Source organism: Evansella cellulosilytica DSM 2522, from assembly GCF_000177235.2.
In the GTDB taxonomy this organism is placed as follows: domain Bacteria; phylum Bacillota; class Bacilli; order Bacillales; family Salisediminibacteriaceae; genus Evansella; species Evansella cellulosilytica.
This window is the reverse complement of sequence record NC_014829.1, coordinates 3,973,835-3,998,417: the sequence shown is the minus strand read 5'-3', so window position 1 is coordinate 3,998,417 and position 24,583 is coordinate 3,973,835. Positions and strand designations below refer to the sequence as shown.

General features: G+C 38.7%; 17 protein-coding genes and 1 pseudogene. 16 read left to right on the top strand and 2 right to left on the bottom strand.

The window, feature by feature from the left end; all coding sequences use genetic code 11:
• Nucleotides 1-12: 12 nt before the first annotated feature.
• From BCELL_RS18375 to BCELL_RS18320, 12 genes are all read left to right on the top strand, one after another.
• A complete protein-coding gene (locus BCELL_RS18375; protein WP_013490281.1) occupies nucleotides 13-1,182 on the top strand; it encodes a J domain-containing protein in 1,170 nt (389 codons plus the stop codon).
• A gap of 958 nt (nucleotides 1,183-2,140) precedes the next feature.
• Entirely contained in the window at nucleotides 2,141-2,938 is a 798-nt protein-coding gene (locus tag BCELL_RS18370; RefSeq protein ID WP_013490280.1) for a ZIP family metal transporter, read from the top strand.
• A 241-nt stretch (nucleotides 2,939-3,179) separates the two neighbouring features.
• A complete protein-coding gene (nagZ, locus tag BCELL_RS18365; RefSeq protein WP_013490279.1) occupies nucleotides 3,180-4,736 on the top strand; it encodes a beta-N-acetylhexosaminidase in 1,557 nt (518 codons plus the stop codon).
• Between the two features lie 404 nt (nucleotides 4,737-5,140).
• Nucleotides 5,141-7,219, top strand: a complete 2,079-nt coding sequence (locus BCELL_RS21780; RefSeq protein WP_013490278.1) for an EAL domain-containing protein — start codon at nucleotides 5,141-5,143, stop codon at nucleotides 7,217-7,219.
• 491 nt (nucleotides 7,220-7,710) lie between these two features.
• Complete coding sequence (locus BCELL_RS18355; protein WP_013490277.1) at nucleotides 7,711-9,048, top strand: ABC transporter substrate-binding protein; 1,338 nt, start codon at nucleotides 7,711-7,713, stop codon at nucleotides 9,046-9,048.
• 120 nt (nucleotides 9,049-9,168) lie between these two features.
• Entirely contained in the window at nucleotides 9,169-10,032 is an 864-nt protein-coding gene (locus BCELL_RS18350; protein ID WP_013490276.1) for a carbohydrate ABC transporter permease, read from the top strand.
• Between the two features lie 25 nt (nucleotides 10,033-10,057).
• A complete protein-coding gene (locus BCELL_RS18345; protein WP_013490275.1) occupies nucleotides 10,058-10,942 on the top strand; it encodes a carbohydrate ABC transporter permease in 885 nt (294 codons plus the stop codon).
• Between the two features lie 26 nt (nucleotides 10,943-10,968).
• Nucleotides 10,969-12,870, top strand: coding sequence for a beta-N-acetylhexosaminidase (locus BCELL_RS18340; protein WP_013490274.1), 1,902 nt, complete (start codon nucleotides 10,969-10,971; stop codon nucleotides 12,868-12,870).
• A gap of 23 nt (nucleotides 12,871-12,893) precedes the next feature.
• The gene (locus BCELL_RS18335) at nucleotides 12,894-13,931 is read left to right on the top strand and encodes a lactonase family protein (protein WP_013490273.1); all 1,038 of its coding nucleotides are present in this window, start codon (nucleotides 12,894-12,896) and stop codon (nucleotides 13,929-13,931) included.
• Nucleotides 13,932-14,199: 268 nt separating this feature from the next.
• Nucleotides 14,200-15,288: an amidohydrolase/deacetylase family metallohydrolase gene (locus tag BCELL_RS18330; protein ID WP_013490272.1), complete on the top strand. Its 1,089-nt coding sequence runs from the start codon at nucleotides 14,200-14,202 to the stop codon at nucleotides 15,286-15,288.
• Nucleotides 15,278-16,381, top strand: coding sequence for a DgaE family pyridoxal phosphate-dependent ammonia lyase (locus BCELL_RS18325; RefSeq protein WP_013490271.1), 1,104 nt, complete (start codon nucleotides 15,278-15,280; stop codon nucleotides 16,379-16,381). Before BCELL_RS18330 ends, BCELL_RS18325 begins: the two co-directional genes overlap by 11 nt.
• Nucleotide 16,382: 1 nt before the next feature.
• Nucleotides 16,383-17,384: a sugar kinase gene (locus tag BCELL_RS18320; protein ID WP_013490270.1), complete on the top strand. Its 1,002-nt coding sequence runs from the start codon at nucleotides 16,383-16,385 to the stop codon at nucleotides 17,382-17,384.
• 122 nt (nucleotides 17,385-17,506) lie between these two features.
• Here the strand turns inward: BCELL_RS18320 and BCELL_RS18315 are convergent, their stop codons facing one another.
• On the bottom strand, nucleotides 17,507-18,229 hold the full coding sequence (locus BCELL_RS18315) for a GntR family transcriptional regulator (RefSeq protein WP_013490269.1): 723 nt from the start codon (nucleotides 18,227-18,229) through the stop codon (nucleotides 17,507-17,509).
• A gap of 162 nt (nucleotides 18,230-18,391) precedes the next feature.
• Between BCELL_RS18315 and nagA the strand changes: the two genes are divergently transcribed.
• Entirely contained in the window at nucleotides 18,392-19,585 is a 1,194-nt protein-coding gene (gene nagA, locus BCELL_RS18310; RefSeq protein WP_013490268.1) for an N-acetylglucosamine-6-phosphate deacetylase, read from the top strand.
• On the top strand, nucleotides 19,566-20,291 hold the full coding sequence (nagB, locus tag BCELL_RS18305; RefSeq protein ID WP_013490267.1) for a glucosamine-6-phosphate deaminase: 726 nt from the start codon (nucleotides 19,566-19,568) through the stop codon (nucleotides 20,289-20,291). The genes nagA and nagB overlap by 20 nt, the downstream gene beginning before the upstream one ends.
• 807 nt (nucleotides 20,292-21,098) lie before the next feature.
• Here the strand turns inward: nagB and BCELL_RS23350 are convergent.
• Nucleotides 21,099-21,281 (bottom strand): annotated as a pseudogene (locus BCELL_RS23350) (sigma-70 family RNA polymerase sigma factor); the annotation flags it as partial.
• A 144-nt stretch (nucleotides 21,282-21,425) separates the two neighbouring features.
• On the opposite strand from BCELL_RS23350, the gene BCELL_RS18295 reads away from it, so the two are divergent.
• Both BCELL_RS18295 and BCELL_RS23255 read left to right on the top strand, forming a co-directional pair.
• The gene (locus BCELL_RS18295; RefSeq protein ID WP_013490265.1) at nucleotides 21,426-22,565 is read left to right on the top strand and encodes a M20 peptidase aminoacylase family protein; all 1,140 of its coding nucleotides are present in this window, start codon (nucleotides 21,426-21,428) and stop codon (nucleotides 22,563-22,565) included.
• A gap of 1,142 nt (nucleotides 22,566-23,707) precedes the next feature.
• Nucleotides 23,708-23,836, top strand: coding sequence for a hypothetical protein (locus BCELL_RS23255; RefSeq protein ID WP_280965497.1), 129 nt, complete (start codon nucleotides 23,708-23,710; stop codon nucleotides 23,834-23,836).
• Nucleotides 23,837-24,583 lie beyond the last annotated feature (747 nt).

The window sequence follows — 24,583 nt, the reverse complement described above, 5'->3', positions numbered from 1 at the left end:
GTGCAGTAAAACATGAATGAGAACATGAGCTACTATGAAATTTTAGGCGTTGAACCATCAACACCTTCTTCAGATATTCGTAAAGCATACGTTCGGAAGATAAGACAGTATCCTAATGAAACACATCCTAAGGAATTTCAGCTTATTCGTAAAGCATACGAAGTACTTAGTGATGAGTCGCAACGTGCAGCTTATGACAGCTCTGGCCAAAATGATGATGAATACGAAAGACTTTTCTCTGAAGCGATGGCGATGATGAATAACGGTAAGTATTATCAGGCATCAAACCTTTTTAACGACATTATTGTCCGTTACCCAGGAGATCGTGTTGCCCGTTATTATAAAGCCTTGTCACTCATCGAAATTAATAGCTCAGATAAGGCTTTAGCAATAGCGAAGCAACTCCTTATTGAAGATCCAAATAACGTTGACTATATGGAGTTGACGGTGCTTGCGCATGAGAAGGAGAAAAATCATGATCAGGCAATTCGTCTACTGGAGAAGTTAATTGATCGTTATCCAGAGAAGTCTGAATACTACTTACGATTATCTAATATCTTTGTAGATACACATCAATATACGATGTCAGCACGAACGTTAGAGAAAAAGCTAATTAAAGGCGAAACTATTCAAGATTTTCCTTTACTGCAAGAGTTGTTTTTCATCTACTACTTAGATAACAGCTATGAAAAAGGTAGACGTGTACTATACAGACTTCGGAATCTACCGCAAAATGAAAATGAAAGGCAGCAAATGTTAGATTGGTTAATGGACACTTGTGACGGGATTACCCCAAGGCATCACTGCTACGACGATTTAGTAGAGCTCATACGTACAGTCAATGCAAGCCAGTATCAAGTCGTCAATAATTGGTTGCGTCAGGCGGATGCTGCTGTTCAAACGGCTGCAACGAGTGCCCCTGTATATAACGAAACGTACAATCAACCGAATAATCACAATAACACAACAACTTACAATCAAAGTGGAACTGTTGATGATGGAAGAGGCTCTGTTTTTGCAGCTGTAGTTATTGGTATTATTGCGTCTTTAATATTCACACCATTTGTTGGAATCATTATCGGTTTTGTCTACTACTACAACGCAAGGTTAATAAAAACAGTAGTTGGCTGCTTAGTAGGTATTATTATCTTTATTATATTTGTTATGCTGATAGCGCTATAGATAGGGGGTGACTCAGAAGGTTTTTACCTTTTGGAGTCACCCTTTCATTATTGTCCGGTTGGAAGTGGTTCTCTCTCAGAGAGCCATTCTACTGCAAAAATCAGATGAGAAAGGCCAGCAAATAAGAATAGCGCCCCATTCCTTTAAAAAAATCAGAGGGTAAAGGGCAGCAAACAAGAATAGCGCCCCATTCCTTTACAAGAATCAGAGGGTAAAGGCCAGCAAATAAGAATAGCGCCCCATTCCTTTACAAAAATCAGAAGGTAAAGGCCAGCAAATAAGAATAGCGCCCCATTCCTTTACAAAAATCAGAAGGTAAAGGCCAGCAAACAAGAATAGCGCCCCATTCCTTTACAAAAATCAGAAGGTAAAGGTCAGCAAATAAGAATAGCGCCCCATTCCTTGACAAAAATCAGAAGGTAAAGGGCAGCAAACAAGAATAGCGCCCCATTCCTTTACAAGAATCAGAATGTAAAGGGCAGCAAACAAGAATAGCACCCCATTCCTTTACAAAAATCAGAGGGTAAAGGCCAGCAAATAAGAATAGCGCCCCATTCCTTTACAAGAATCAGAGGGTAAAGGCCAGCAAATAAGAATAGCGCCCCATTCCTTTACAAAAATCAGAGGGTAAAGGCCAGCAAATAAGAATAGCGCCCCATTCCTTAAAAAAATCAGAGGGTAAAGGTCAGCAAATAAGAATAACGACCTATTCCCCTACAAAACTCAAATGAAAAAGTGTCGATTTCAACAATAACACTACAAAACAAAAGAAAAATCAAACCCAAAATGCCGCACCATCACTCGCTCCCTCATATTCAATCACAACATATAACCGTACACCACAGAAAAGAAGCACGGCTCGCCGCTATATGACTAGCTATGGGTTTATTAAGCGGATGATTTTTAAATTTATGGAAACGTTAATAGTGGACACAGTTTTATAGGAGGATTTTTCCCTATGTGGAATGCAATTTTTTGGGGAACATTTGCAGCTTCAGCTACCCTCTTAGGAGCGCTAGTTGTATTAAAATTTTCCATCCCTAAAAAAGTGATCGCGTTTATTATGGCATTAGGGACTGGGGCGCTTATTGGTGCGACTGCATATGAATTACTTGAAGATGGTAGCTTAGAAATTAGTAGCATTAAAGAGGTAGCTATTGGCTTTTTAGGAGGAGCTTTAATATTTACTGTTCTAGATATGCTCATATCAAAAAAAGGAGGTCACAAACGAAAGCATTCGGACAGGTCGGAACACAAAAAAGAAATCAATGAAAAGCAAACTTCTACGTCGGCCTTTACGAGTACTTCTGCTAAGGTTGCCGGGGGAACATCAGGTGTTAGTATATTTATTGGGACAGTAATGGACACTCTTCCAGAGTCAGCAATGATAGGGATGAGTCTCATTGGTGGAGAATCCGTAAGTCTTGCACTTGTTGTTTCCATTTTTATTAGTAACATACCAGAAGGATTATCGAGTACAGCCGGATTACTAAAAGGAGGATTCTCTAAGAAGAGGATACTATTTTTATGGCTGCTCGTTGTCTTTTTCTCTGCACTCAGCTCGCTTGCCGGTGCCGTACTTCTAGAAATGGCATCAGACAGCATTAAAGCAATAGTAAGTAGCTTTGCTGGAGGAGCGATTATTGCTATGATCGCTTCAACGATGATGCCAGAAGCTTATAAAGAAGGTGGGCCAATAGTAGGGTTTATTACTGCAGTAGGTTTGTTCTTGTCACTATGGTTACATCACCTATAGCTATTGTACGATGAACCGGGCAAATAAAATGCTCGGTTTTTTTACTTGTGAAAATATAATTTTTTTTGCGCTGAATATGACTTAACAATTAATAGAAGGAAGCAAACGTTTACGACTCCTACTGCGGCCACACAATATACAAATGGCGATAGGAAATATCCTCATTTTTTTCTTTATCGCTTTCATTCTTGTCAAACCTTTGATTTAATAAAGGGTAAAATAGGAGAGAAGAGGGATACCATTGGCAACTGTAAAAGATAAGATTGGCCAAATGTTTGTCGTTGGATTTGAAGGTAAACAAGTGACTGAACAAATGAAGGAACTCATTCATGAATATCGTGTAGGCGCTATCATTTTATTTAGCCGTAATATAGGTTCTCCAGAAGAAGTACTCACACTTACAACAGAATTGCAAAAAGAAGCTAAGATTGCTAGACATAAGCACCCATTGCTCATATGCATTGATCAAGAAAATGGGATAGTTCGAAGATTAGGGGACGGGACGACAGTTTTTCCGGGTGCGATGGCGCTTGGAGCAACTCAAAAGCCTAACCATGCTTATGACATCGGAGTTGCAACAGGAAGAGAACTAAAAGCGCTAGGGATAAATTGGAACTTAGCCCCGGTTCTCGATGTGAATAATAACCCTAAAAATCCGGTTATCGGTGTGAGGTCTTTTGGAGAATCAGCAGAACTAGTGTCGCAGTTTGGAATAGCCGCAATGAAAGGTATGCAAGCAGCGGAAGTAGTTACTACACTAAAGCACTTTCCAGGGCATGGAGATACAGATGTCGACTCCCATGTTGCGCTACCAGTGATTACACATGACCTAAACAGGCTAGAGGAAATCGAATTAGCTCCTTTTAAAGCGTGTATGGACGCGAATGCGGATGTCGTCATGTCTGCACATATACATTTCCCAGAAATCGAGAAGGATCCACAAGTTCCCGCAACGCTCTCAAAGGCAATCATAACGGGGCTGTTAAGAGAAAAGCTACAATACGATGGTGTTGTGACAACAGATTGTATGGAAATGGACGCCATTAGTGAAACTATCGGAACAGAACGGGGGGCAGTTGCAGCGATTGTTGCTGGTGTTGACTTAGTTATGATTTCTCATATAGCAAATCGGCAAATTGGTGCACTTAAGGAAGTGTCAACAGCAGTCTCGAACGGAGAACTTGATATGTCTCTTATAGAACAAGCTTTTGAGAGAGTAATGAAATTAAAGGAAAAATACTTAAGCTGGGAAGACATTCAGCTAGAGGGAGAAATCACCGTCCCACCTATAATCGCGAGTGATAAACATAAAAAACTTGCTGAAGCTGTATATACAGACAGTGTTACAATAGTAAAAAATGAAGGTATTCTTCCATTAAACGTGAATGGCAATGACAAAATCCTTGTCGTTGAACCAGAGTACAATAATACAATAGTGGAGGATAAAAGCTATGAAAGTGGCTTACTTACTAGACTTGTAAAAAAGCAAACCTCAACGGTTGATGTATATCATCGTAACAGTGTTTATCAAAATCTAAAGGAATACAAAGCTGCTATCATTGGTGTTGTTTCACCAGATACGAGAAAATTACCAATTATTCAAGAGTTAATAAATAATGGCGTTCCTATCATTATTATCGCTATGCGAAGTCCTTACGACATTGCACATTTACCTACAGGCATAAGTGCATCTATTGCAACGTATGAGTATAGTGCAACTGCAGTAGATGTTGCGGTCGCAGCTATTTTTGGAACAGGGAATGCATATGGAAAACTTCCCGTAACGATTAACGTATAGTGATATGTATTTACTATTGAGTTGATCAATGTAAGATATCAACAGAAAAAAGAGCCAAAGTCCATTTTTCTTTTTAGCAGTACCTTCCTTAATGCCATTGATCCCCCCTCTCCCCTCTATAATTTATAGGCGCTGAAAAAGTTGATCTGTAGTTTTTCAGTAGCCTCCCCTCTTCTATAAGTAGTAAACCGATTATGAGTAGTATTCCCAATAACCCTAACGAGAAAAAGGTAGAATTTTGTCAAAAAATAGGCCTATAATTTCGCGACTTTGTTTGAGATAATAGTCTTTATATAGGTAAATATATCTAATTATTTTAATGGTATATAGTTCGAAGGGTTCAACCTAAGCCGTTGGGAATAAGTAGATATCCCTATTAGGCTATTTGTGAAGGGGGGATAAGTGTGCATGTTTTTTCTAAACTATTCAAAAATAGAAAAAAGCTAAAAGGTTATGATCTAGTCTACCTCTTTCAAGCATTATACGATTGTAATAGTGATCCAGCTTTTATCCTTACTGAAGAGGGTGAGGTAAAAAGTATTAATAGAACATTACAGTTATTATTAAACTGTTCGGAAGATGCGATAATAGGAAAGCCTCTTTCATCATTACTTAATGAGCGTAGTAGTGATAAAATGTCACACTTAATAAAAAAAACCTCCTTAATCAAGCCACAATCTGCACATATTACTTTTATAAATGATCGTAACGAACAATTATTACAATGTTTAATTTATATAGCACCTAATGTTGTAAAAAATAAGCAAGTTGGTTTTATTGGGATGTTAAGTGAGGTGTATGAGAAGAAAGAGATCTCTGCTCAAGTGAAAAGCAAAAGGAATGCAATCTTCGACTTATACCCGCATGCCCTTTTTTCTATTAATCAATCTTGGGTAATAGAAGATGTAAATGAGGCGTTTACATCTTATACACATTTTGAGGGTAATGATGTATCTGAATCATATCGTACATTTATAAGCCCCGAACATTTAGAAGATACATATGAAAATTTAAATATTGCTTTTTCAGGTGAAGCCGTTCAATATAATACGAATATCATAAATAAGGAAGGGAAATTTATTCACACTCATGTCATTTTTATCCCTTATTTTCATGAAGAAAACGTGATAAAAGTTTTTGGAATAATGAAAGAGATTTCTATGTTAAAGGAATATGAGAAACAAATTTATAAGATACGAACGAGCTGGGATTACGGGCAACATATAGAAAAGGAATCAAAGGAAGAGTACGAACTAGCTGATAAAGAGATAATAGATGCATTAGATCAAAACAATATGCTTATCGAATACCAACCGAAAATTGTTGCAAAAACAGGAGAGCTAGCCGGAGCTGAAGCGTTAGTTAGATGGGAACATCCAACGTTAGGCATTATTCCGCCGAATGAGTTTATCCCAGTTGCTGAAGAAAGCGGCGTTATTTTTAAACTGGAGGAATGGGTTATTGAAAACATTTGTGTGCAAATGAACAAATGGACTAAGAGTGGTTATGATCCAATGCCAGTATCTATTAATATTTCTCCACAACATTTATGCAAAGACAACTTTTCAAACAAGGTGGAAGAGATACTGAAAAAGTTTCAAGTTTCACCTAGTTTGATAGAGTTAGAAATAAGTGAAGATGCGCTTATTAAGGATGCTGACACCGTCAATGCGAACATTCAGCATCTGAAGAAACAAGGAATAACAGTGACTCTCGATGATTTTGGACAAGGGGTATCTTCTCTCACACATTTAAAGTCATTGGAGCTAGATCATTTGAAAATTGATAAATCACTCATTGACAATATTACAACAGACAAAGAGAATGGGGTCATTATAACTAGTCTTATCCAAATGGCTCATGGCCTCGGTGTAAAAGTCATTGCAGAAGGAGTGGAGAATGAAGAACAGCTTCATGCACTTGTGGAAAAAAACTGTGACCAAGTTCAAGGCTTTTTGTTTAGTAAGCCCGTGAAAACGAACGATTTTGAAAAAATATTAATGTCAAAAGTGCTGCAGCTTTCATCAATCGTAAAAAAGAAGCGTGAATACAATAAAAGAAAATATTATCGGCTTCACTTTCCATTTGCTTTATTGTCTCATATGACAATTACTGAAATAGGTGGGAAGAAGGTCGACCTCGGAACGACTGAGGTGTTACTCGAGGATTTAAGCTTAGGCGGTATGCGAATATTATCACAAATCAACTTACCTATTAGGAACGACCTTCTCGTTTTAATAGAAACGAAATTACTAAACAATAAACAGCAATTTTTTGGACATGTTGTTTGGAAGCATGAACCAGTAGAAAATATTTATCAATATGGCATCAAGTTTACGATGCTAGAAAAAAAGATTGATTTGCTAGCACCCATTTTAAACGAATTACAAATTGAGATGAAAAAGCGCAAGTATCTTCCTAACTGTAATTGCGTGAAGGTGAGTAGTATTAAGTATATGAACAAATTAAAGCACTTCGCATAAGCAGTGGAATTTCGCGTATCTCTTAAAGCTGGTGAGCCTCCTCAACCTGCGGTCTGTGGGGTCTCACCCCTGCCCTTTTTCCCACAGGAACGAGCGTTGCTTCGTCGCTAATGCTTCGAGTTGTCTCGACGGATACGCCCCGAAGCATATGCTCGTAGAGGAAGAGACAGTTACCTCGCTTGCTCCAGTCTCATCAATTCGTTCTCAAATTATAGATTATGAAAATGAATATTAATACACGGTACAATGTTGATTTTTACTTTTTCAGTGCCCTCAAATATCACCCTTTTTCAGTGATATAATTACGTCTTCGTCAAATTTCACTATTCAAAATGTATAAATCTGTCAGATTTTCTGACAGATTTTTTCAATTTTGATTAAAAAAATTCAGAAAATTCATTGACTATCATGATAACCTGTTCTAAAATTGGTATAGACAACTGTACAGAACAACTTTTGTCTATGAAGTAATTTTAATAGGGGGGAATACGATGAATAGCTTTAAGGTAACATTACGGTTGGTGTTTATGGCATTGGTTTTACTTCTACTAATTACAGCGTGTGGGCAAGACGATGAAGTTGATTCAAATGCAGATAATGACGGTACGACAGAAACAGATGATGGGGATGGCGACAGCGATGACAGTGATGATAGTGGTGATGAGGCAGCGGCACAAGATCCAGTTGAACTGAAAGTTGTTACGACAATGGCTGGTACTGACCCTGCTGGTGAAGTATTTGAAGCAGTATTGGAAGAATACATGGAAGCTAATCCACATGTCACATTTGTTAATGAATCCCAATCAGCAGATGCTGGAACGATTCGTACGAAAATTAATACGGACTTCACTTCTAACAATGAACCAGACATTATGTTTTACTTCAACACGATAGATGCACATGGGATTATTGAGAACGGACTTGTAGTAGATTTAGAGGAAGCAGAAGGCATTGATTTGTCAGGCTACAATGAAATGCTAGAGCAGCAGAGACATACGGACGGCAATATATATGCTGCACCTCAAACAGGTTTTTACGAGGCTTTATTTGTAAACACGAGATTGTTTGAAGAACATGGCATTGAACTTCCTACAACGTGGGAGCTTTATGAAGAGGCAATAGAGAAGTTTGCAGAAACGGATGTTATACCTGTAGCAGTATCAACAGAGGACTCTTACTATGTTGTGGAGCACTACGTTTTAGCAGCTGGTGGTATAGAAAACTATCGTGCTGAATTAGCAGATGAAAATGCAGCGTGGGCGGAAGGGTTAGATATGATAGCTAAACACGCAGAAATGGGAGCGTTTCCAGTAGATGCTGCGACGATTGATTTAGGTATGGCAACAAACTTATTCCGTGAAGAAAAAGCAGCAATGCTCTTTGAAGGTTCTTGGGCTTGGGGTGGACATCCAGAGGAAATTGCTGAGGACATTGCAGTGCTTCCAATGCCAGTATATGGAGACGGTGGCCAAACTGGTGACTTAGTTGGTGGATCTTCTCAAGGTTGGTTTATTAGTACGAAAGCTTACGAGGATGATAGTAAGAGAGATACAGTAGTAGATTTCTTTAACTTCATTACATCAGAAGAAATATTGCTACGCATTGCAGGCGCGACTGGTCAAATCCCTGCAAAAGGACAATTAACAGATTTACCTGATCACATTGCAGCAGGTCATGCTTTAGTGGCTAATGCAACAGCAGTAGAGATGCCTATCAATGACAGAATTCTACCTGAAGCATTCACACATATTCGCACAAGCGTACCTTCCGTCGTTAACGGTTCGAAAACTGGTGCGGAAGTAATAGCAGAAGCAGCAGCGATGGAGTGATCGTAGTTGAGGTTGGTTCAAAAGGCTGAATTTTTACCTTTTGAGTCAACCTCTCTCAAATAGAATGATAAAACATAATCTATATCAATCTTTGAAATAAATTTCTAAAAGGAGCATGCTATGAAAGGTGATAAATTATATGCGTTCCTTTTCCTCACACCAGCATTTTTAATCACGAGTATTTTTTTATTTTATCCGTTTTTTGATAACGTCCGGCAAAGTTTTTATAGAACAGATGGATTTTTTAATTCGACCTTTATCGGCTTTGATAACTATGTAAGGCTATTTAACGATGAAATAGCGATAGGGGCAACGTTAAACTCACTTGAGTTAATGGCGTACGTCGCTATTTTTCAAGTTGGTATTGCGCTTATTTTAGCAGTGATGGTTGACTCTATTAGACACGGCGTGCGCTTTTTTAGAACGACTTTTTTCTTCCCTGTAGTCATTTCAGGTGCAGCAATCGGTCTTTTGTTCACGTTAATTTACAACTATCACAGCGGGTTGTTAAATGAAATATTAGTGCGCTTTGGCTTTGAGAGAGTGTTATGGTTAACCGAGCAATCTGCTCTTTACATGGTGGCCATTCCTACAGTATGGAGCTATGTTGGCTTTTATTTCATCATTATTTTGACCGCAATTTCTAAAATCCCTAACGATTACTATGAAGCAGCGAGGCTCGATGGGATTACGGGCATTCAGAGATTAATTAAAATAACGATTCCGCTTATTGTCGGTGATTTAAAAACGTGCTTAATTTTGGCCATAACTGGTGCTCTTAAAATATTTGAACTCGTCTATATTATTACTCGTGGTGGGCCAGCAAGGTCTTCGGAAGTGTTAGGAACGTACATGTATCAAAAGGCATTTGAGGATATGGCAATAGGTTATGGTGCGACGTTGGCGGTGCTGATGGTTGTAATCGGCCTAACTTTAGCTTTTATAACGAATAAATTATTGAAAAGGGAAGAAGTGACGTATTAAATGTTTGAAAGCGTGGTGAAAAAGCATGGCTAACAAAGATCGTAATAAACTAACCTACTTTGAAAGATTCCAAGAAAATTATATACGAAATTCTCGTGCCGGACGATTATTTGTTTATATTATTCTCTCTATTTGGGCCATCTCTACTATTTTTCCCTTTGTTTGGGTAGTGATGAATTCATTTAAAGATTCACGGCAAATTATAAACGCAACGTTTCAATTCCCTACAGATCCCACATTACAAAACTACATTAATGCATTCAATACGATTGATATAGGGCGAAGCTATATGAATAGCTTCATTATGTCAGGATCGGTTGTATTTTTCACTTTATTTTTCGGAGGCTTAGCCGCCTTTGCTATCTCAAGAATGAAGTTTAGGTTAAGAGGATTTCTGCAAACATTATTAATTATGAGCCTTCTTATACCTGCCTTTGCAACGATTGTTCCTGTGTATCGAATGATGATCGGATTCGATTTAGTGAACACTTATTGGGGACTCATTATTCCACAAACAGCTGGAAACCTTCCATTTGCAATATTAGTTATCTCAGGATATATGGCAACAATTCCGCGTGAACTTGAGGAAGCTGCCGTTGTCGATGGATGCAACCGGATAAAAATGTATTTTCGAGTGTTTCTACCAATCTCTCTGCCGGCCTTCGGAACAGTAGGAACTTTTGTATTTTTATGGTCCTATAACGATCTGTTTTCCTCGCTTGTATTTGTAGAACACGCAAATGTGCGACCTATTGTTGTATTACTAGCTCAAGTAAGCTCGCAATACGGTACTGATTATGGACTTATGACTGCAGCGATTACGATGACCGTTATTCCTATTATTCTCTTTTACTTATTAGCACAAAAAACGTTTGAAAAAGGAGCAACATCAGGAGCGGTTAAAGGATAAATGATAACGATAAAGGTGGTAATATTGTGAAAATATCATTAAGAGGAAACGTCAGCTCACTTCTACATGGTATTGAGGAATTACAGGAGGATTATGCGTTTACGTTAAGCGACAACGGATATCCATTAGCAATTATACAACAAAAGAACGCACCACTTACCGTTTCGGCTGATAAGGAAGCAGGTAAAATTATTTATGATGAGCGCGCGCATTTTTTCCGGGCTTTCGGGCTGTTTCTAGAAAACCTGCAATCCAGTAATGAGTTTCATATTGAGGAGGTACCACAATTTACAACTGTTGGTCCAATGTTTGATTTGTCTAGAAATGCCGTCATGAAGGTAGAGGCTTTTAAGGGATTAATAAGAAAACTGGCTATGATGGGCTTTAATTCAGCCATGTTATATATGGAAGATACGTATGAGGTAAAAGAGGAGCCGTATTTCGGCTATATGAGAGGAAGATATACACAAACAGAGTTGAAGGAGTTAGACGATTATGCTTTTTTCCTTGGTATTGAACTAATTCCGTGTATACAAACGCTAGCTCACTTAGAGGAGTTTTTAAAGTGGGATGCGACAGCTCATTTGAAGGATACGAGAGGTGTATTACTCGTCGAGAGTGAGGAAACGTATTCCTTTATTGAGAAAATGATCGTAGCTGCTTCTAAACCATTTCGTAGTAGACGGATCCATATAGGAATGGATGAAGCTGAAGAACTAGGGAGAGGGATTTACTTAAATAAACATGGCTATAAAAAAAGGTTCGACTTAATGGTCGATCACTTAGAACGCGTCATGGCAATAGTGAAAGAAAAACAGCTTGAACCGATGCTATGGAGCGATATGTTTATTAAGTTAGCCTCTTCTACAGGAGAGGATCATTACAATTTATCAACGGCTATTTCGGATTACATCGTCGAAAAAACGCCAAAAGATGTCCAGCTAATGTATTGGGACTATGCCCATACGAAGAAGGAAGAATATGTTGAAATGATTAAAAAGCATAAGGCGTTTAAAAGCAAGCCAGCATTTGCAGGTGGAATATGGGTGTGGAATAGCTTTGGAACGAATTACAACCTCTCATTAACTGCTAGTGAAGCAGCACTTCAAGCTTGTAAACAAGAAGGAGTCTCCGATGTATTTGTCACATTATGGGGAGACGACGGCTATGAAAATAATTATTATACAGCTCTACTAGGTTTACAGTTTTATGCGGAGCACGCATATAGTAGAGAGTTAAATAGAGAGAAATGGAAGCAAAGGGTGAAATTTTGTACTGGCATAAATGCCGAGGCGTATTTATTATTCAATGAGCTAGATCAAATAACTGGTGTGATAGAGGAAAAGACAGAGCAGACAAATCCGTCTAAGTTTTTATTGTGGCAGGATGTTCTTCTCGGTGTTTTCGATAAGCAGATTGAAGGTATCGATATAACAAGTCACTATGCTTCATTGGAGAATAAGGTGAAACGGATTAGAAATGCTGACAACGAGATAGATTTTATTTTTGATGTGCCAGAAAAATTATGTGCTGTTCTATCGATGAAAGCCAACTTAGGCATTAGGCTGAAGGAAGCCTATGATCGTGATGATAAAAACACCTTACAATCAATAGCACAATCAGAGCTACCTGAGCTGATTAGTCGTGTAGAGCAGCTACGAAATGCCCATAGAGAACAGTGGTTTCGCATGCATAAACCGTTCGGTTGGGAAGTCATTGATATTCGCTACGGAGGGGTAGTATCGAGGTTAGATACTGCTAGTAAGCGGATCGAAGATTATCTCAATGGTCACATTGCGCAAATAGAGGAGCTAGAACAGGAGCGTCTCCGTTTCAGTAACAAGCCAACAGAAAACTTAGGTTGGTGCAGCTATTATTATCGAATGGCAACTCCAAATGTATTTTTCCACGTACTACCAATCTATTAAACAAAGACGGGGTGCTGAAGAGAGTGAATAAACATCGCTACTATTATATCGTAGTAGGATCGTATGGAAAAAAAGAGGAAGAGTCGATCCAAATCCTGCTTTTTGATACAGAACAAATGACTTTATCGAAGCAAATTGGAATCACTGGTATCGAGAATCCATCGTTTTTAACGGTGAATCGAGACGGCACACACCTTTATGTGTTAAGCGAAGTTGAAAAGGGTGAAATCATTGTTTTTCAAGTAGATTGGGAAAAGAGGGAAGCGATTGAATCGAGTCGGTGCGATACGAATGGTGCCCACCCATGCCATATACAGTTAAGTGAAGATGAGCGCATGCTATTATCTGCAAACTACGGTGGAAGTAGTATCGGCATTTACTCTTTATCTGGAAATGGGGAAATAGCTTTATGTGGTGGAGACGTATATGAAAAAGACGGTGCGATAGTTTCAAAGCCACATATGGTCAAAGCAGTTCGTTCAGAGGGCTCAGCTTATGCTGTTACTGATCTTGGTAAGGATAAGTTGTACCTTTATCAACGAGTAGAGGGAAAGCTGGAAAATAGGGTGACTATTCCAGTGCCTACAGGAGCAGGACCACGTCATATCGAAATAAACGAGGAAAAAAATATGATGTACGTTATTCACGAGTTTCAATCCTCTATTAGTGCCTACCGTTTTAACAATGCAGTGACATCGCTTGAAAAGATCCAGGAAGTGAGTACACTACCAGAAGGCTATGGAGGAGAAAGCTTCGGGGCGCATTTACAACTGAGCAGTAACGCGGACTATTTATATGCGTCTAATCGTGGGCATGACAGCATCGTGCGTTTTCAAGTAGACGATAGTGGGTTGCTAAAGGAGCCTAGCTTCACACCAACGTATGGGCGGTGGCCGAGGCACTTTGCAGTTCTTGAAAATAATGAGTTTGCTCTTATTGCAAATGAGCATTCAAACGACATAACCGTATTAAGGTTAAATGAAAATGGGCAACTGCTAGAGAAAGTTGAATTGCGCTATACAATCAAAAATCCAACTTGCATCTATGTCCAACACGTATGAGTAGGGAGGATTGAAAAAGGTACATATCAGAGGGCACTGTAAAAGTGGTGTTCTTTCACTTTTTCAGTGGCCCTAATATCAACCTTTTTCAGTTCCTATAGTTTGAAGGGCAATGGCTCCGTTCGTTGCGCGACTACTATGAGAAAACCACTCATAGTAGTCTTTCAAAGATTGCAACGACTACGCTCATTGCTTTGAGGGAACTGAAAAAGGTAAAGAGCGACCTTTTTCAGTTCCCTCATAAATGATGGCAAGGAGTGTTGCTTTTATGAAGGTTATCAAAAACGCGATGCTTCCGAGTGGATTGCGTCGTGACATTGTAATTAACGATGGTGTCATTGAAGACATCGTCAAAGATTACGACGGTCATGGCGATGTGATTTACGTAGAAGAAGGGACGTATGTTTCGCCAGGCTGGATTGATATGCACACACATACTTTTCCAAAGTTTCCGCCATATTGTGCACATCCAGATGAAATCGGTTATATGCACGGTGTAACGACCGTTGTTGATGCAGGATCAAGTGGTGCGGACGATATTGACGAATTTTATACACTTGCAAAGCAATGTAAAACGAATGTGCTAGCTTTTTTAAATATATCTCGAATTGGCCTTAAAAGAATGGATGAACTTAGTCGAATAGACGATATTTCTATCGACGAAGCAAGGAAGGCTATCGATCGATACGAGCATTTTATTGTAGGACTAAAAGCAAGAATGAGTCAAAGCGTAATCGGCGAAAGCGGCATAGCGCCTTTAAAGCTCGGTAAAGAACTATCTGAAAAAACGTCATTACCTTTAATGGTTCATATAGGCAATGCACCGCCAACGTTAGATGAGATGCTACCTTATTTAAAAAAGGGAGATATTATCACTCATTGCTTTCATGCGAAGCATCAAAACAACATTTTTCACGAACAAATATTGGATGCTATGCTTGTGGCAATAAAGAAGGGCGTCTACTTAGATGTTGGGCATGGAACAGCTAGTTTCTCTTTTCAAATCGCAAAAGTGGCAAAGAGGAAGAACTTGCCGTTCCATTCAATAAGTACCGATATATATGAAAAAAATAAAGAGGAAGGTCCAGTTTATAATATGGCCACGACGCTCACAAAATTTTTAGCATTAGGTTATTCGTTAGAGGAAGTGATACGTGCCGTTACGGAAGTTCCTGCCGAAATACTAAAGCTTCATCGGCGAGGAAGATGTTCACCAGGAGCGATTGCTGACTTCACATTTTTTTCCATAGACGATGAGGAAATAGCGTTAAAGGATAGCGAAGGCTATATTCAACATCACCGAGAGCAAATCAAAGTAAATGCAGTCATGTTAGGGGGAGAATATATTGAGCTCTAGTTCATTACAATTGAAAAAAGTGATTAACGCAAGTGGGAGAATGACCATTTTAGGAGTTTCCACTTTATCAGAACGGGTACTGGAGGAAATGGCATTCGGTGCACAAAATTATTTTGAAATGGACGATTTAGTGAATAAAGCAGGTAAAAAAGTAGCAGAAATAATTGGCACAGAGGATGCACTCATTACGAACTCCGCTTCCGCCTCAATTGCTTTAGCGATAGCGGGTGTAATCGGAAAGGATAATGTGTCTTTAGTCGATCACTTACATGATGGAAGTATTGATTGTGATCGGGAAGTGCTTGTCATGAAGGGACATAATGTTAACTACGGTGCCCCAATTGAAGTGATGATCCGGCTAGGGGGCGGCGAAGTAAAGGAAGTAGGCTACGCTAATGAATGTACAGTGAGTCAAATGGAAGCTGCAATAAGTGAAAAAACGGCAGCTGTAATTTATGTTAAATCGCATCACTGTGTACAAAAAAATATGGCTAGCCTATTTGAGGTTAGTGAGCTATGTAAAAATAAAAAAATACCTTTATTACTTGATGCAGCAGCAGAAGAAGATATCGATGCGTATGGAGAGGTAGCAGATCTTATTATACTGAGTGGAACGAAGGCGATTGGCGGCCCGACATCAGGCATATTAGCTGGAAAAGGTAACTTCATCACGTACAGCAAGCTTCACTTGAAGGGAATCGGGCGCGCAATGAAGGTAGGAAAAGAGCAAATTTTTGGTTTGCTACAAGCTTTAGAAGATTATTCACATAGTGGAAAAACGAAGGAAGAGCAAAGGGATATGATCATGCCTTTAATGGAGCTAGACCAGCTACCTGGCGTTCGAGTCACGATTGTGGCAGATGAAGCAGGCAGAGAAATATGCCGAGCGAGAGTTCAAATTGACGATAGCTTGACGAACTGCCATGCACTTGACGTTGTAAGACAGTTGAAGGAAGGGGAAGACATCGCCATTTATACGAGAGATTATCATGCGAATCTCGGCAGCTTTGATATAGATCCACGCCCATTATTAGACGGAGACATAAATACCATTACCGAATCGGTGAAAAATATCGTATCAGGAGAGGCTTGAGATGGGTAAAATCATCGCATTTGGTGAAGTAATGATGCGGTTGGAGGTAGAAAGGTATAAAAAACTAGAGCAAGTAAACACGCTGGAATATTCGTTTTCCGGTACAGGGGTTAACGTCCTTGCATCGTTAGAAAAGTTTGGCTGTGATACTTTGCTGCTTACAAAATTGCCTAGCAATCGGCTAGGCGATGCAGCCGTTGCATACATTAATCGTTTAGGTATTAATACTTCGGCCATTGCAAGAGGTGGCGAATATATAGGCATGTATTTTTTAGAGCATGGCTTTCATCCGCGGCCTTCTACTGTATGCTACTCCAATAGGGAGGAAAGTTCCTTTTGCACCTCTTCTATAGAAGACTACGAGGTGTTTCAGGACGCTTCCCACATACATTTTTGTGGAATAAGCTTAGCAATCTCACCAAAAATAAGAGAGATTACCATTACATTAGCCGAGAAGGCAAAAAAAGAAGGATTAACGGCCTCCTTTGATTGTAATTTTCGTCCAAAGCTATGGAAGGAAGAAAAGGATGTGATTAAACGAGCATATGAACAAATGCTTGAAATAAGTGATATTTGTTTTATGACTGAAAAGGACGCGATTCATACGCTAGGTTTAGAAACGGAAGAGAAAAAGAAGAAAAAACAGATTGAACATTTACTACGCATTGTAGCAAGAAAGTATGATATACCAATCATTGCTGGTACAGTAAGGCAACATGTAGCTAGCAATGAACAAACACTCCAAGGTTTTATTGTAAAAGAAGACAATGTAGTATATTCACGGAATTATCCGTTGACGGTGTATGACCGAATTGGTGGAGGCGACGGTTTCGCAAGCGGTATTTTATATGGATATTTTCATAGATTCGATTTGAAGAAAATGGTAGAGTTTGCGACAGCAGCTGGTGTTCTTGCACATACAATAGCGGGAGACTCCCCATTATCGACAGCGAAAGATGTTTGGCGCTTAGTGAATGATTTACATGATGAGCTAGAGCGGTAAAGTTTTTCAAAAATAATAAAAAAACATTCATTTCTTTTCGGAATTGCTAAGTTTCTTTCATTTACAGGCTAAAACGATTTCGTCCACTATTATGTAATAATAGCGGACGGAAAAAAAGTGAGTTAACGGTGCATTTGGATTTTATATTTATATTTATCTGCTCGGTACGTCGTACGACAATATTCAAACGGTTCATTATTAGATAAAAATGTGACCCTGCGTACGAGCAATACTGGATCTCCTTTATGAAGGTTTAAATGCTTAATTTCTGAGTCATTCGCTAAAACAGATTCTATTTCTTGCTCACCATAGCCGATCGATAGATTCAAACGCTTCTCAATAATGTCATAAAATGAAGAAGTGAATTGTTCTTCAGAGATACCTTCAATAAACTTCGCTGGAGTATAAGTAGTTTCTACAGCGAGTGGAATATCATTTGCTAGACGAATACGGTGTATTTTATAAACAGGTGTGTTTGCTTCGATTTGAAGCTTTTTAGCAACAACAGGCTCAGCAAGTTCCTGCTGAAAGGAGATAATTTTAGTGGAAGGTTTCATGTTTCGCGCTTCCATTTCTTCACTAAAACTAGTAATCCCTTTAAGTGGCTGCTCTAATTTTTTTTCAGCAACGAATGTACCTTTGCCTTTTTGGCGAATGAGTAAACCTTCTGATACTAAATTTGTAATAGCTTGTCTTACAGTCATGCGGCTAATTTCATACTTTTCTGCGTAAACGCGTTCAGAAGGTAACAAATCGCCAGCTTTCAGTTGACCAGAGTTAATTAATTCACGTATTTCTTCTTCTAATTGATAATAAATCGGAAGTGGGGAATTTTTATCTAACATCAAGATCACTCTTTTCACTAAAATTTTCTTTCTTTTATTTTACCAAAAATTAAGATAATTGTATACAACTTGTACAATGGTCTAGACAACTATAAATCTTGTATGGTATTTTAGTATAAGATAAAGTTATAGAGTAATGTAACTTAGGGGGAGTGAACCCAATTGAAAGATCAATATTTATTCATTAAGAATATTCAAATATATATGGAGACGAGCACAGTGCCCGATGGATGTCTCCTCATAAAAAACAATCAAATCGAACGGATCGGGATGTCGAATGATTTCACCAATATGGAAGAAGTAGAAACAATTGATGGTCAAGGACTACACGCAATACCGGGCTTTATTGATGGGCACATTCACGGTGTCAATGGTACGGATGTCATGGACGGAACACCTGAGGCACTAGCAAATATGTGCGAAACGCTCCCAAAGGAAGGAACAACAAGCTTTCTGGCGACAACTATTACACAATCAACTGAAAACATAGAGAAAGCACTCAAGAACGTCGCTCGATATGAAAACAAGAGCGGTACAGCTGAACTCATTGGTGTTCATTTAGAGGGGCCGTATATTGAAAAAAAGAAAGCTGGCGCACAGCCTCCTATGTACACTGTACCGCCAAATATTCTCCAGTTTAAGCATTGGCAAGCGCTCTCAGGCAATGCAATCAAAACGGTGACAATGGCTCCGGAAAAGGACACAGACGGTAGTTTTATACAGTACTTGTATGAACAAGGAATCAATGTCTCTGCTGGTCATACGGAAGCGGGAATCGCAGACATGAAGAAAGCACTAAAGCATGGGGTGAAGCAAGTAACTCATCTATGCAATGCAATGACAGGTCTTCATCACCGAGATATCGGCGTTGTCGGTGCAGCATTTTTGTTTGATGAGTTGAAGTGTGAGCTCATCGTTGATGGTTATCACGTCTCAAAAGATATGGTCCACCTCATCTATAAAAATGTAGGCGTCGATCGGATTATGCTCGTTACCGATTCCATTAGAGCAAAGTGTATGCAACCTGGGAAATACGAGCTTGGAGGCCAACAAGTTGTTGTTGATGACGAGGTAGCAGCTTTAGCCGATGGAAGGTTAGCGGGGAGCATCTTGAAGCTCATTGATGGTGCGAAAAACATGGTCGAGTATAGTGGCGCTTCCATTGAAGAGTTGGTCAAAATGACTGCGCTAAATCCTGCGAAACAGCTTAATATTTTTGATAGAAAGGGTAGTTTAGCTGTAGGGAAGGATGCGGATATTTTGCTCATCGATGATGATTTGGCACTTAAATACACAATCTGCAGAGGCAAGGTTGCTTTTAAGGAGGAAGTGAAAAGTGGAGCTAGTAACGGTTAGCGATTATGAACAAATGAGCAAAAACGTTTGTCAGCAAATTGTTGATAAAGTAAATATATTAAAAACGCCAGTTCTAGGCTTAGCAACAGGAGGAACACCTGAGCTTTTATATGAACGATTAATAGACGAGTATAAAAGCAAGAACGTGTCCTTTGCAAACACGTTTACGTTTAACCTTGATGAATATGTAGGATTAAGCGGTGATCACCCTAATAGTTATCGACATTATATGAATGAAAAATTATTAAAGCATGTCGACATTTCAATCCATCAAACGCACATTCCAAATGGTATGGCAGAAAACTTGGAAGAGGAATGTGCGAATTACGAGGCGCTTATAGAAAAAGCAGGAGGCATTGACATCCAAATATTAGGTCTCGGTATGAATGGCCATATTGGTTTTAATGAACCTGGAACATCGTTTCATTCTAAAACGCACGTTGTCACGTTAGATAGCTCTACTAGACAAGCAAACGCAAGATTTTTTCCAAATGCTGCAGAGGTTCCTCATAAAGCAATTACGATGGGGATTAATACAATTCTTTCAAGTAAAAAAATCATTTTGATGGTATCTGGCGAAAAGAAGGCGAGCGCATTGAATCGGTTACTCAATGGAGAGGTATCTCCTGAGTTCCCTGCATCAGTGCTGCTAGAGCACCCAAATGTAACGGTAGTAGCTGATCACTCAGCCCTTTCTTTGTTATAACGTGATGCAGGGGAGAGCTCACGTAGGTTTGGGCTGATTGCATATACAGAGCGGGCGGTGTCTCGATAGGAATTTTTTTTAGGACGGATTGAGGCGTCTATGTTTATATAGATTTTGTAATGGAAATGGAAATCTTTATAGCATCGAGCACTCTAAGCTGAGCAATCTAATTATGTGCGCCATTACTAGATGGGAATTTCAATAGAAAGGGCAGCAAGTTAATTTTGCGAGCCATTGTAAGGTGGAAAAAGCATAAGAAAGGGCAGGAAATTAAATTAGCGAGCCATTGTAAGGTGGAAAAAGCATAAGAAAGGGCAACAAATTAAATTAGCGAGCCATTGTAAGGTGAAAAAAGCATAAGAAAGGGAAGCAAATTAAATTAGCGAGCCATTGTAAGGTGAAAAAAGCATAAGAAAGGGCAGCAAATTAAATTAGCGAGCCATTGTAAGGTGGAAAAAGCATAAGAAAGGGCAGCAAGTTAATTTTGCGAGCCATTGTAAGGTGGAAAAAGCATAAGAAAGGGCAGCAAATTAAATTAGCGAGCCATTGTAAGGTGGAAAAAGCATAAGAAAGGGCAGCAAATTAAATTAGTGAGCCATTGCAAGGTGAAAAAAGCATTATAAAGGTCAGCAAAATAAATTAGCGAGCCATTGTAAGGTGGAAAAAGCATAAGAAAGGGAAGCAAATTAAATTAGTGAGTCATTGTAAGGTGAAAAAAGCATAAGAAAGGGCAGCAAAATAAATTAGAGAGACATTGTAAGGTGAAAAAAGCAAAAAAAGGCAAGCAAGTCAAAGTAGCGAGCCTTTCACTTTTTCATAGCATTTAATAAAAATTACCTGCGTTAAATCCTCAGCAACAGTTCTGTTTTTCACATATGTATAAACGAGATGCAATTCAACATCACTGTATTGATCCATTAAATCATCAATGGAAAACGCATACTCTTGCTCCTGTGAAGCGAAGTAACTACTATGCTCTAGATCCTCCATCGCTGTATCACCTCTTCCTAATTATTAGACGATAGTCACCTACTTTTTGTTGGAAAAAGTTTTATTATTATTCTTGTTTTTTCCATTTGTTTCGTTTATTCTAGCAAAAAATCAATCTCATATTTTAAAAAAGGAGATGCTACTATGCGGGTTGCTATCGACAACTGGGTTAATAAAAATGAAGAAATCATTATGTCTACATACCATTACCTTCATCAACATCCAGAGATTAGCTGGGAAGAGAGGGAAACGACGAAGTTTTTAAGTAGCCAGCTTGACGAACTTAAACTCTCATATGATTTGTTTGAAACTATGACAGGATTAGTAGGGGAGTGGGGAACCTCAGATGTGGGACGGACGGTTGCTGTTCGTGCTGATATGGATGCGCTATGGCAACATGTAAACGGCGAATGGAAAGCAAATCATTCGTGCGGCCATGATGCACATATGACAATCGTCCTCCTCGCCGTACGCTGCTTATTAGAAATTGGCTATGAGCCAAAAGGATTGTTAAAAGTTATTTTTCAACCAGCGGAGGAAACGGGTAAAGGAGCAAAAGCACTAATACGTAACGGGGTGCTTCAAGGTGTTGAACGCCTTCTCGGTATCCATCTCCGCCCATTGCAGGAATTACCTATCCACACAGCATCACCAGCAATTTATCACGGGGCAACGACTTTGTTAAAGGGAAAAATAAAAGGGGTACAATCGCACGGAGCTCGCCCACATTTAGGGATTAACGTCGTAGATTCGTTGGCAGCGATCGTCCATGCCGTCAACGCAGTGAAAATGGATCCGACTATTTCATATTCTGCAAAAGTGACTGTATTAAAGGCGGGCGAACAAAACATTAACATCGTCCCTGACTATGGGGAATTTGGCATTGATTTACGAGCGCAATCTAATGAAGTGATGCAACAGTTAATGGAGAAGGTCGAGCACGCAGTGATTGCTGCTGGTTCTATGAACGGAGCAGAGGTAACGATAGATGTAGAAGCAGAAATGGTAGCAGCGACGCCAAGCCCACAAATGGAAAACATAGTGGGTAGTGCAATTACCGAAGCTCTAGGTGAAAAAAACTTGATGGAAGCCTCTGTTACACCAGGTGGCGAGGACTATCACTTTTATTCAAAGGAATACCCTTCATTGGAATCAACGATGATCGGTCTTGGAGCAGGGCTGGAGCCCGGACTCCACCATCCTCATATGACATTTGAAGAAAGCACATTGCTGGATGGGGTAAAAATAGTAAGCTTAGCTATTATCAAAATGTTCGAAGAGTGATAGTCGTAAATCAAACAGATCAAATAAATGGTGTGATAATAAGGAATGTATTCGAGAATGAACAATGCAGCAAATAAATGTTTTATACGAAGTCAATGACACATGAGAATAAAGAAAGAAGCAAATAAAATGTGTCATACGCCGCCAATGACACATGAGAATAAAGAAAGAAGCAAATAAAGTGTTTCATACGAAGTCAATGACACATGAGAATGAAGAAAGAAGCAAATAAAGTGTTTCATACGAAGTCAATGACACATGAGAATGAAGAAAGAAGCAAATAAAGTGTTTCATACGAAGTCAATGACACATGAGAATGAAGAAAGAAGCAAATAAAATGTGTCATACGCAATCAATGACACATGAGAATGAAGAAGGAAGCAAATAAAATGTGTCATACGCAATCAATGACGCACGAGAATGAAGAAAGAAGCAAATAAAGTGTTTCATATGCATTTAATGACACGTGAAATTGAAGAAAAAACCAAATAAGATGTGTCATACGTCAACAATGACACACGAGAATGAAGAAAGAAGCAAATAAAGTGTTTCATATGCATTCAATGACACGTGAAATTGAAGAAAAAACCAAATAAGATGTGTCATACGTCAACAATGACACACGAGAATGAAGAAAGAAGCAAATAAAGTGTTTCATATGCATTCAATGACACGTGAAATTGAAGAAAAAACCAAATAAGATGTGTCATACGTCAACAATGACACACGAGAATAAAGAAAGAAGCAAATAAAGTGTTTCATACGGAGTCAATGACACGCGAGAATAAAGAAAGAAGCAAATAAAGTGTTTCATACGAAGTCAATGACACATGAGAATGAAGAAAGAAGCAAATAAAATGTGTCATACGCCGCCAATGACACATGAGAATAAAGAAAGAAGCAAATAAAGTGTTTCATACAAAGTCAATGACACATGAGAATGAAGAAAGAAGCAAATAAAATGTGTCATACGTCAACAATGACATACGAGAATAAAGAAAGAAGCAAATAAAGTGTTTCATACGAAGTCAATGACACATGAGAATAAAGAAAGAAGCAAATAAAATGTGTCATACGCCGCCAATGACACATGAGAATAAAGAAAGAAGCAAATAAAGTGTTTCATACGAAGTCAATGACACATGAGAATGAAGAAAGAAGCAAATAAAATGTGTCATACGCAATCAATGACACATGAGAATGAAAAAGAAGCAAATAAAGTGTTTCATACGAAGTCAATGACGCATGAGAATGAAGAAGGAAGCAAATAAAATGTGTCATACGCAATCAATGACACGCGAGAATAAAGAAAGAAGCAAATAAAGTGTGTCATAGGCAATCAATGACGCACGAGAATGAAGAAAGAAGCAAATAAAGTGTTTCATATGCATCCAATGACACGTGAAATTGAAGAAAAAACCAAATAAGATGTGTCATACGTCAACAATGACACACGAGAATGAAGAAAGAAGCAAATAAAGTGTTTCATATGCATTCAATGACACGTGAAATTGAAGAAAAAACCAAATAAGATGTGTCATACGTCAACAATGACACTTGAGAATAAAGAAAGAAGCAAATAAAGTGTTTCATACGGAGTCAATGACACGCGAGAATAAAGAAAGAAGCAAATAAAATGTGTCATACGCAATCAATGACACGTGAAATTGAAGAAAAAACCAAATAAGATGTGTCATACGCAGCGAATGACACGCGAGAATAAAGAAAGAAGCAAATAAAGTGTTTCATACGAAGTCAATGACACATGAGAATGAAGAAAGAAGCAAATAAAATGTGTCATACGCCGCCAATGACACATGAGAATAAAGAAAGAAGCAAATAAAGTGTTTCATACAAAGTCAATGACACATGAGAATGAAGAAAGAAGCAAATAAAATGTGTCATACGTCAACAATGACACACGAGAATAAAGAAAGAAGCAAATAAAGTGTTTCATACGGAGTCAATGACACGCGAGAATAAAGAAAGAAGCAAATAAAGTGTTTCATACGAAGTCA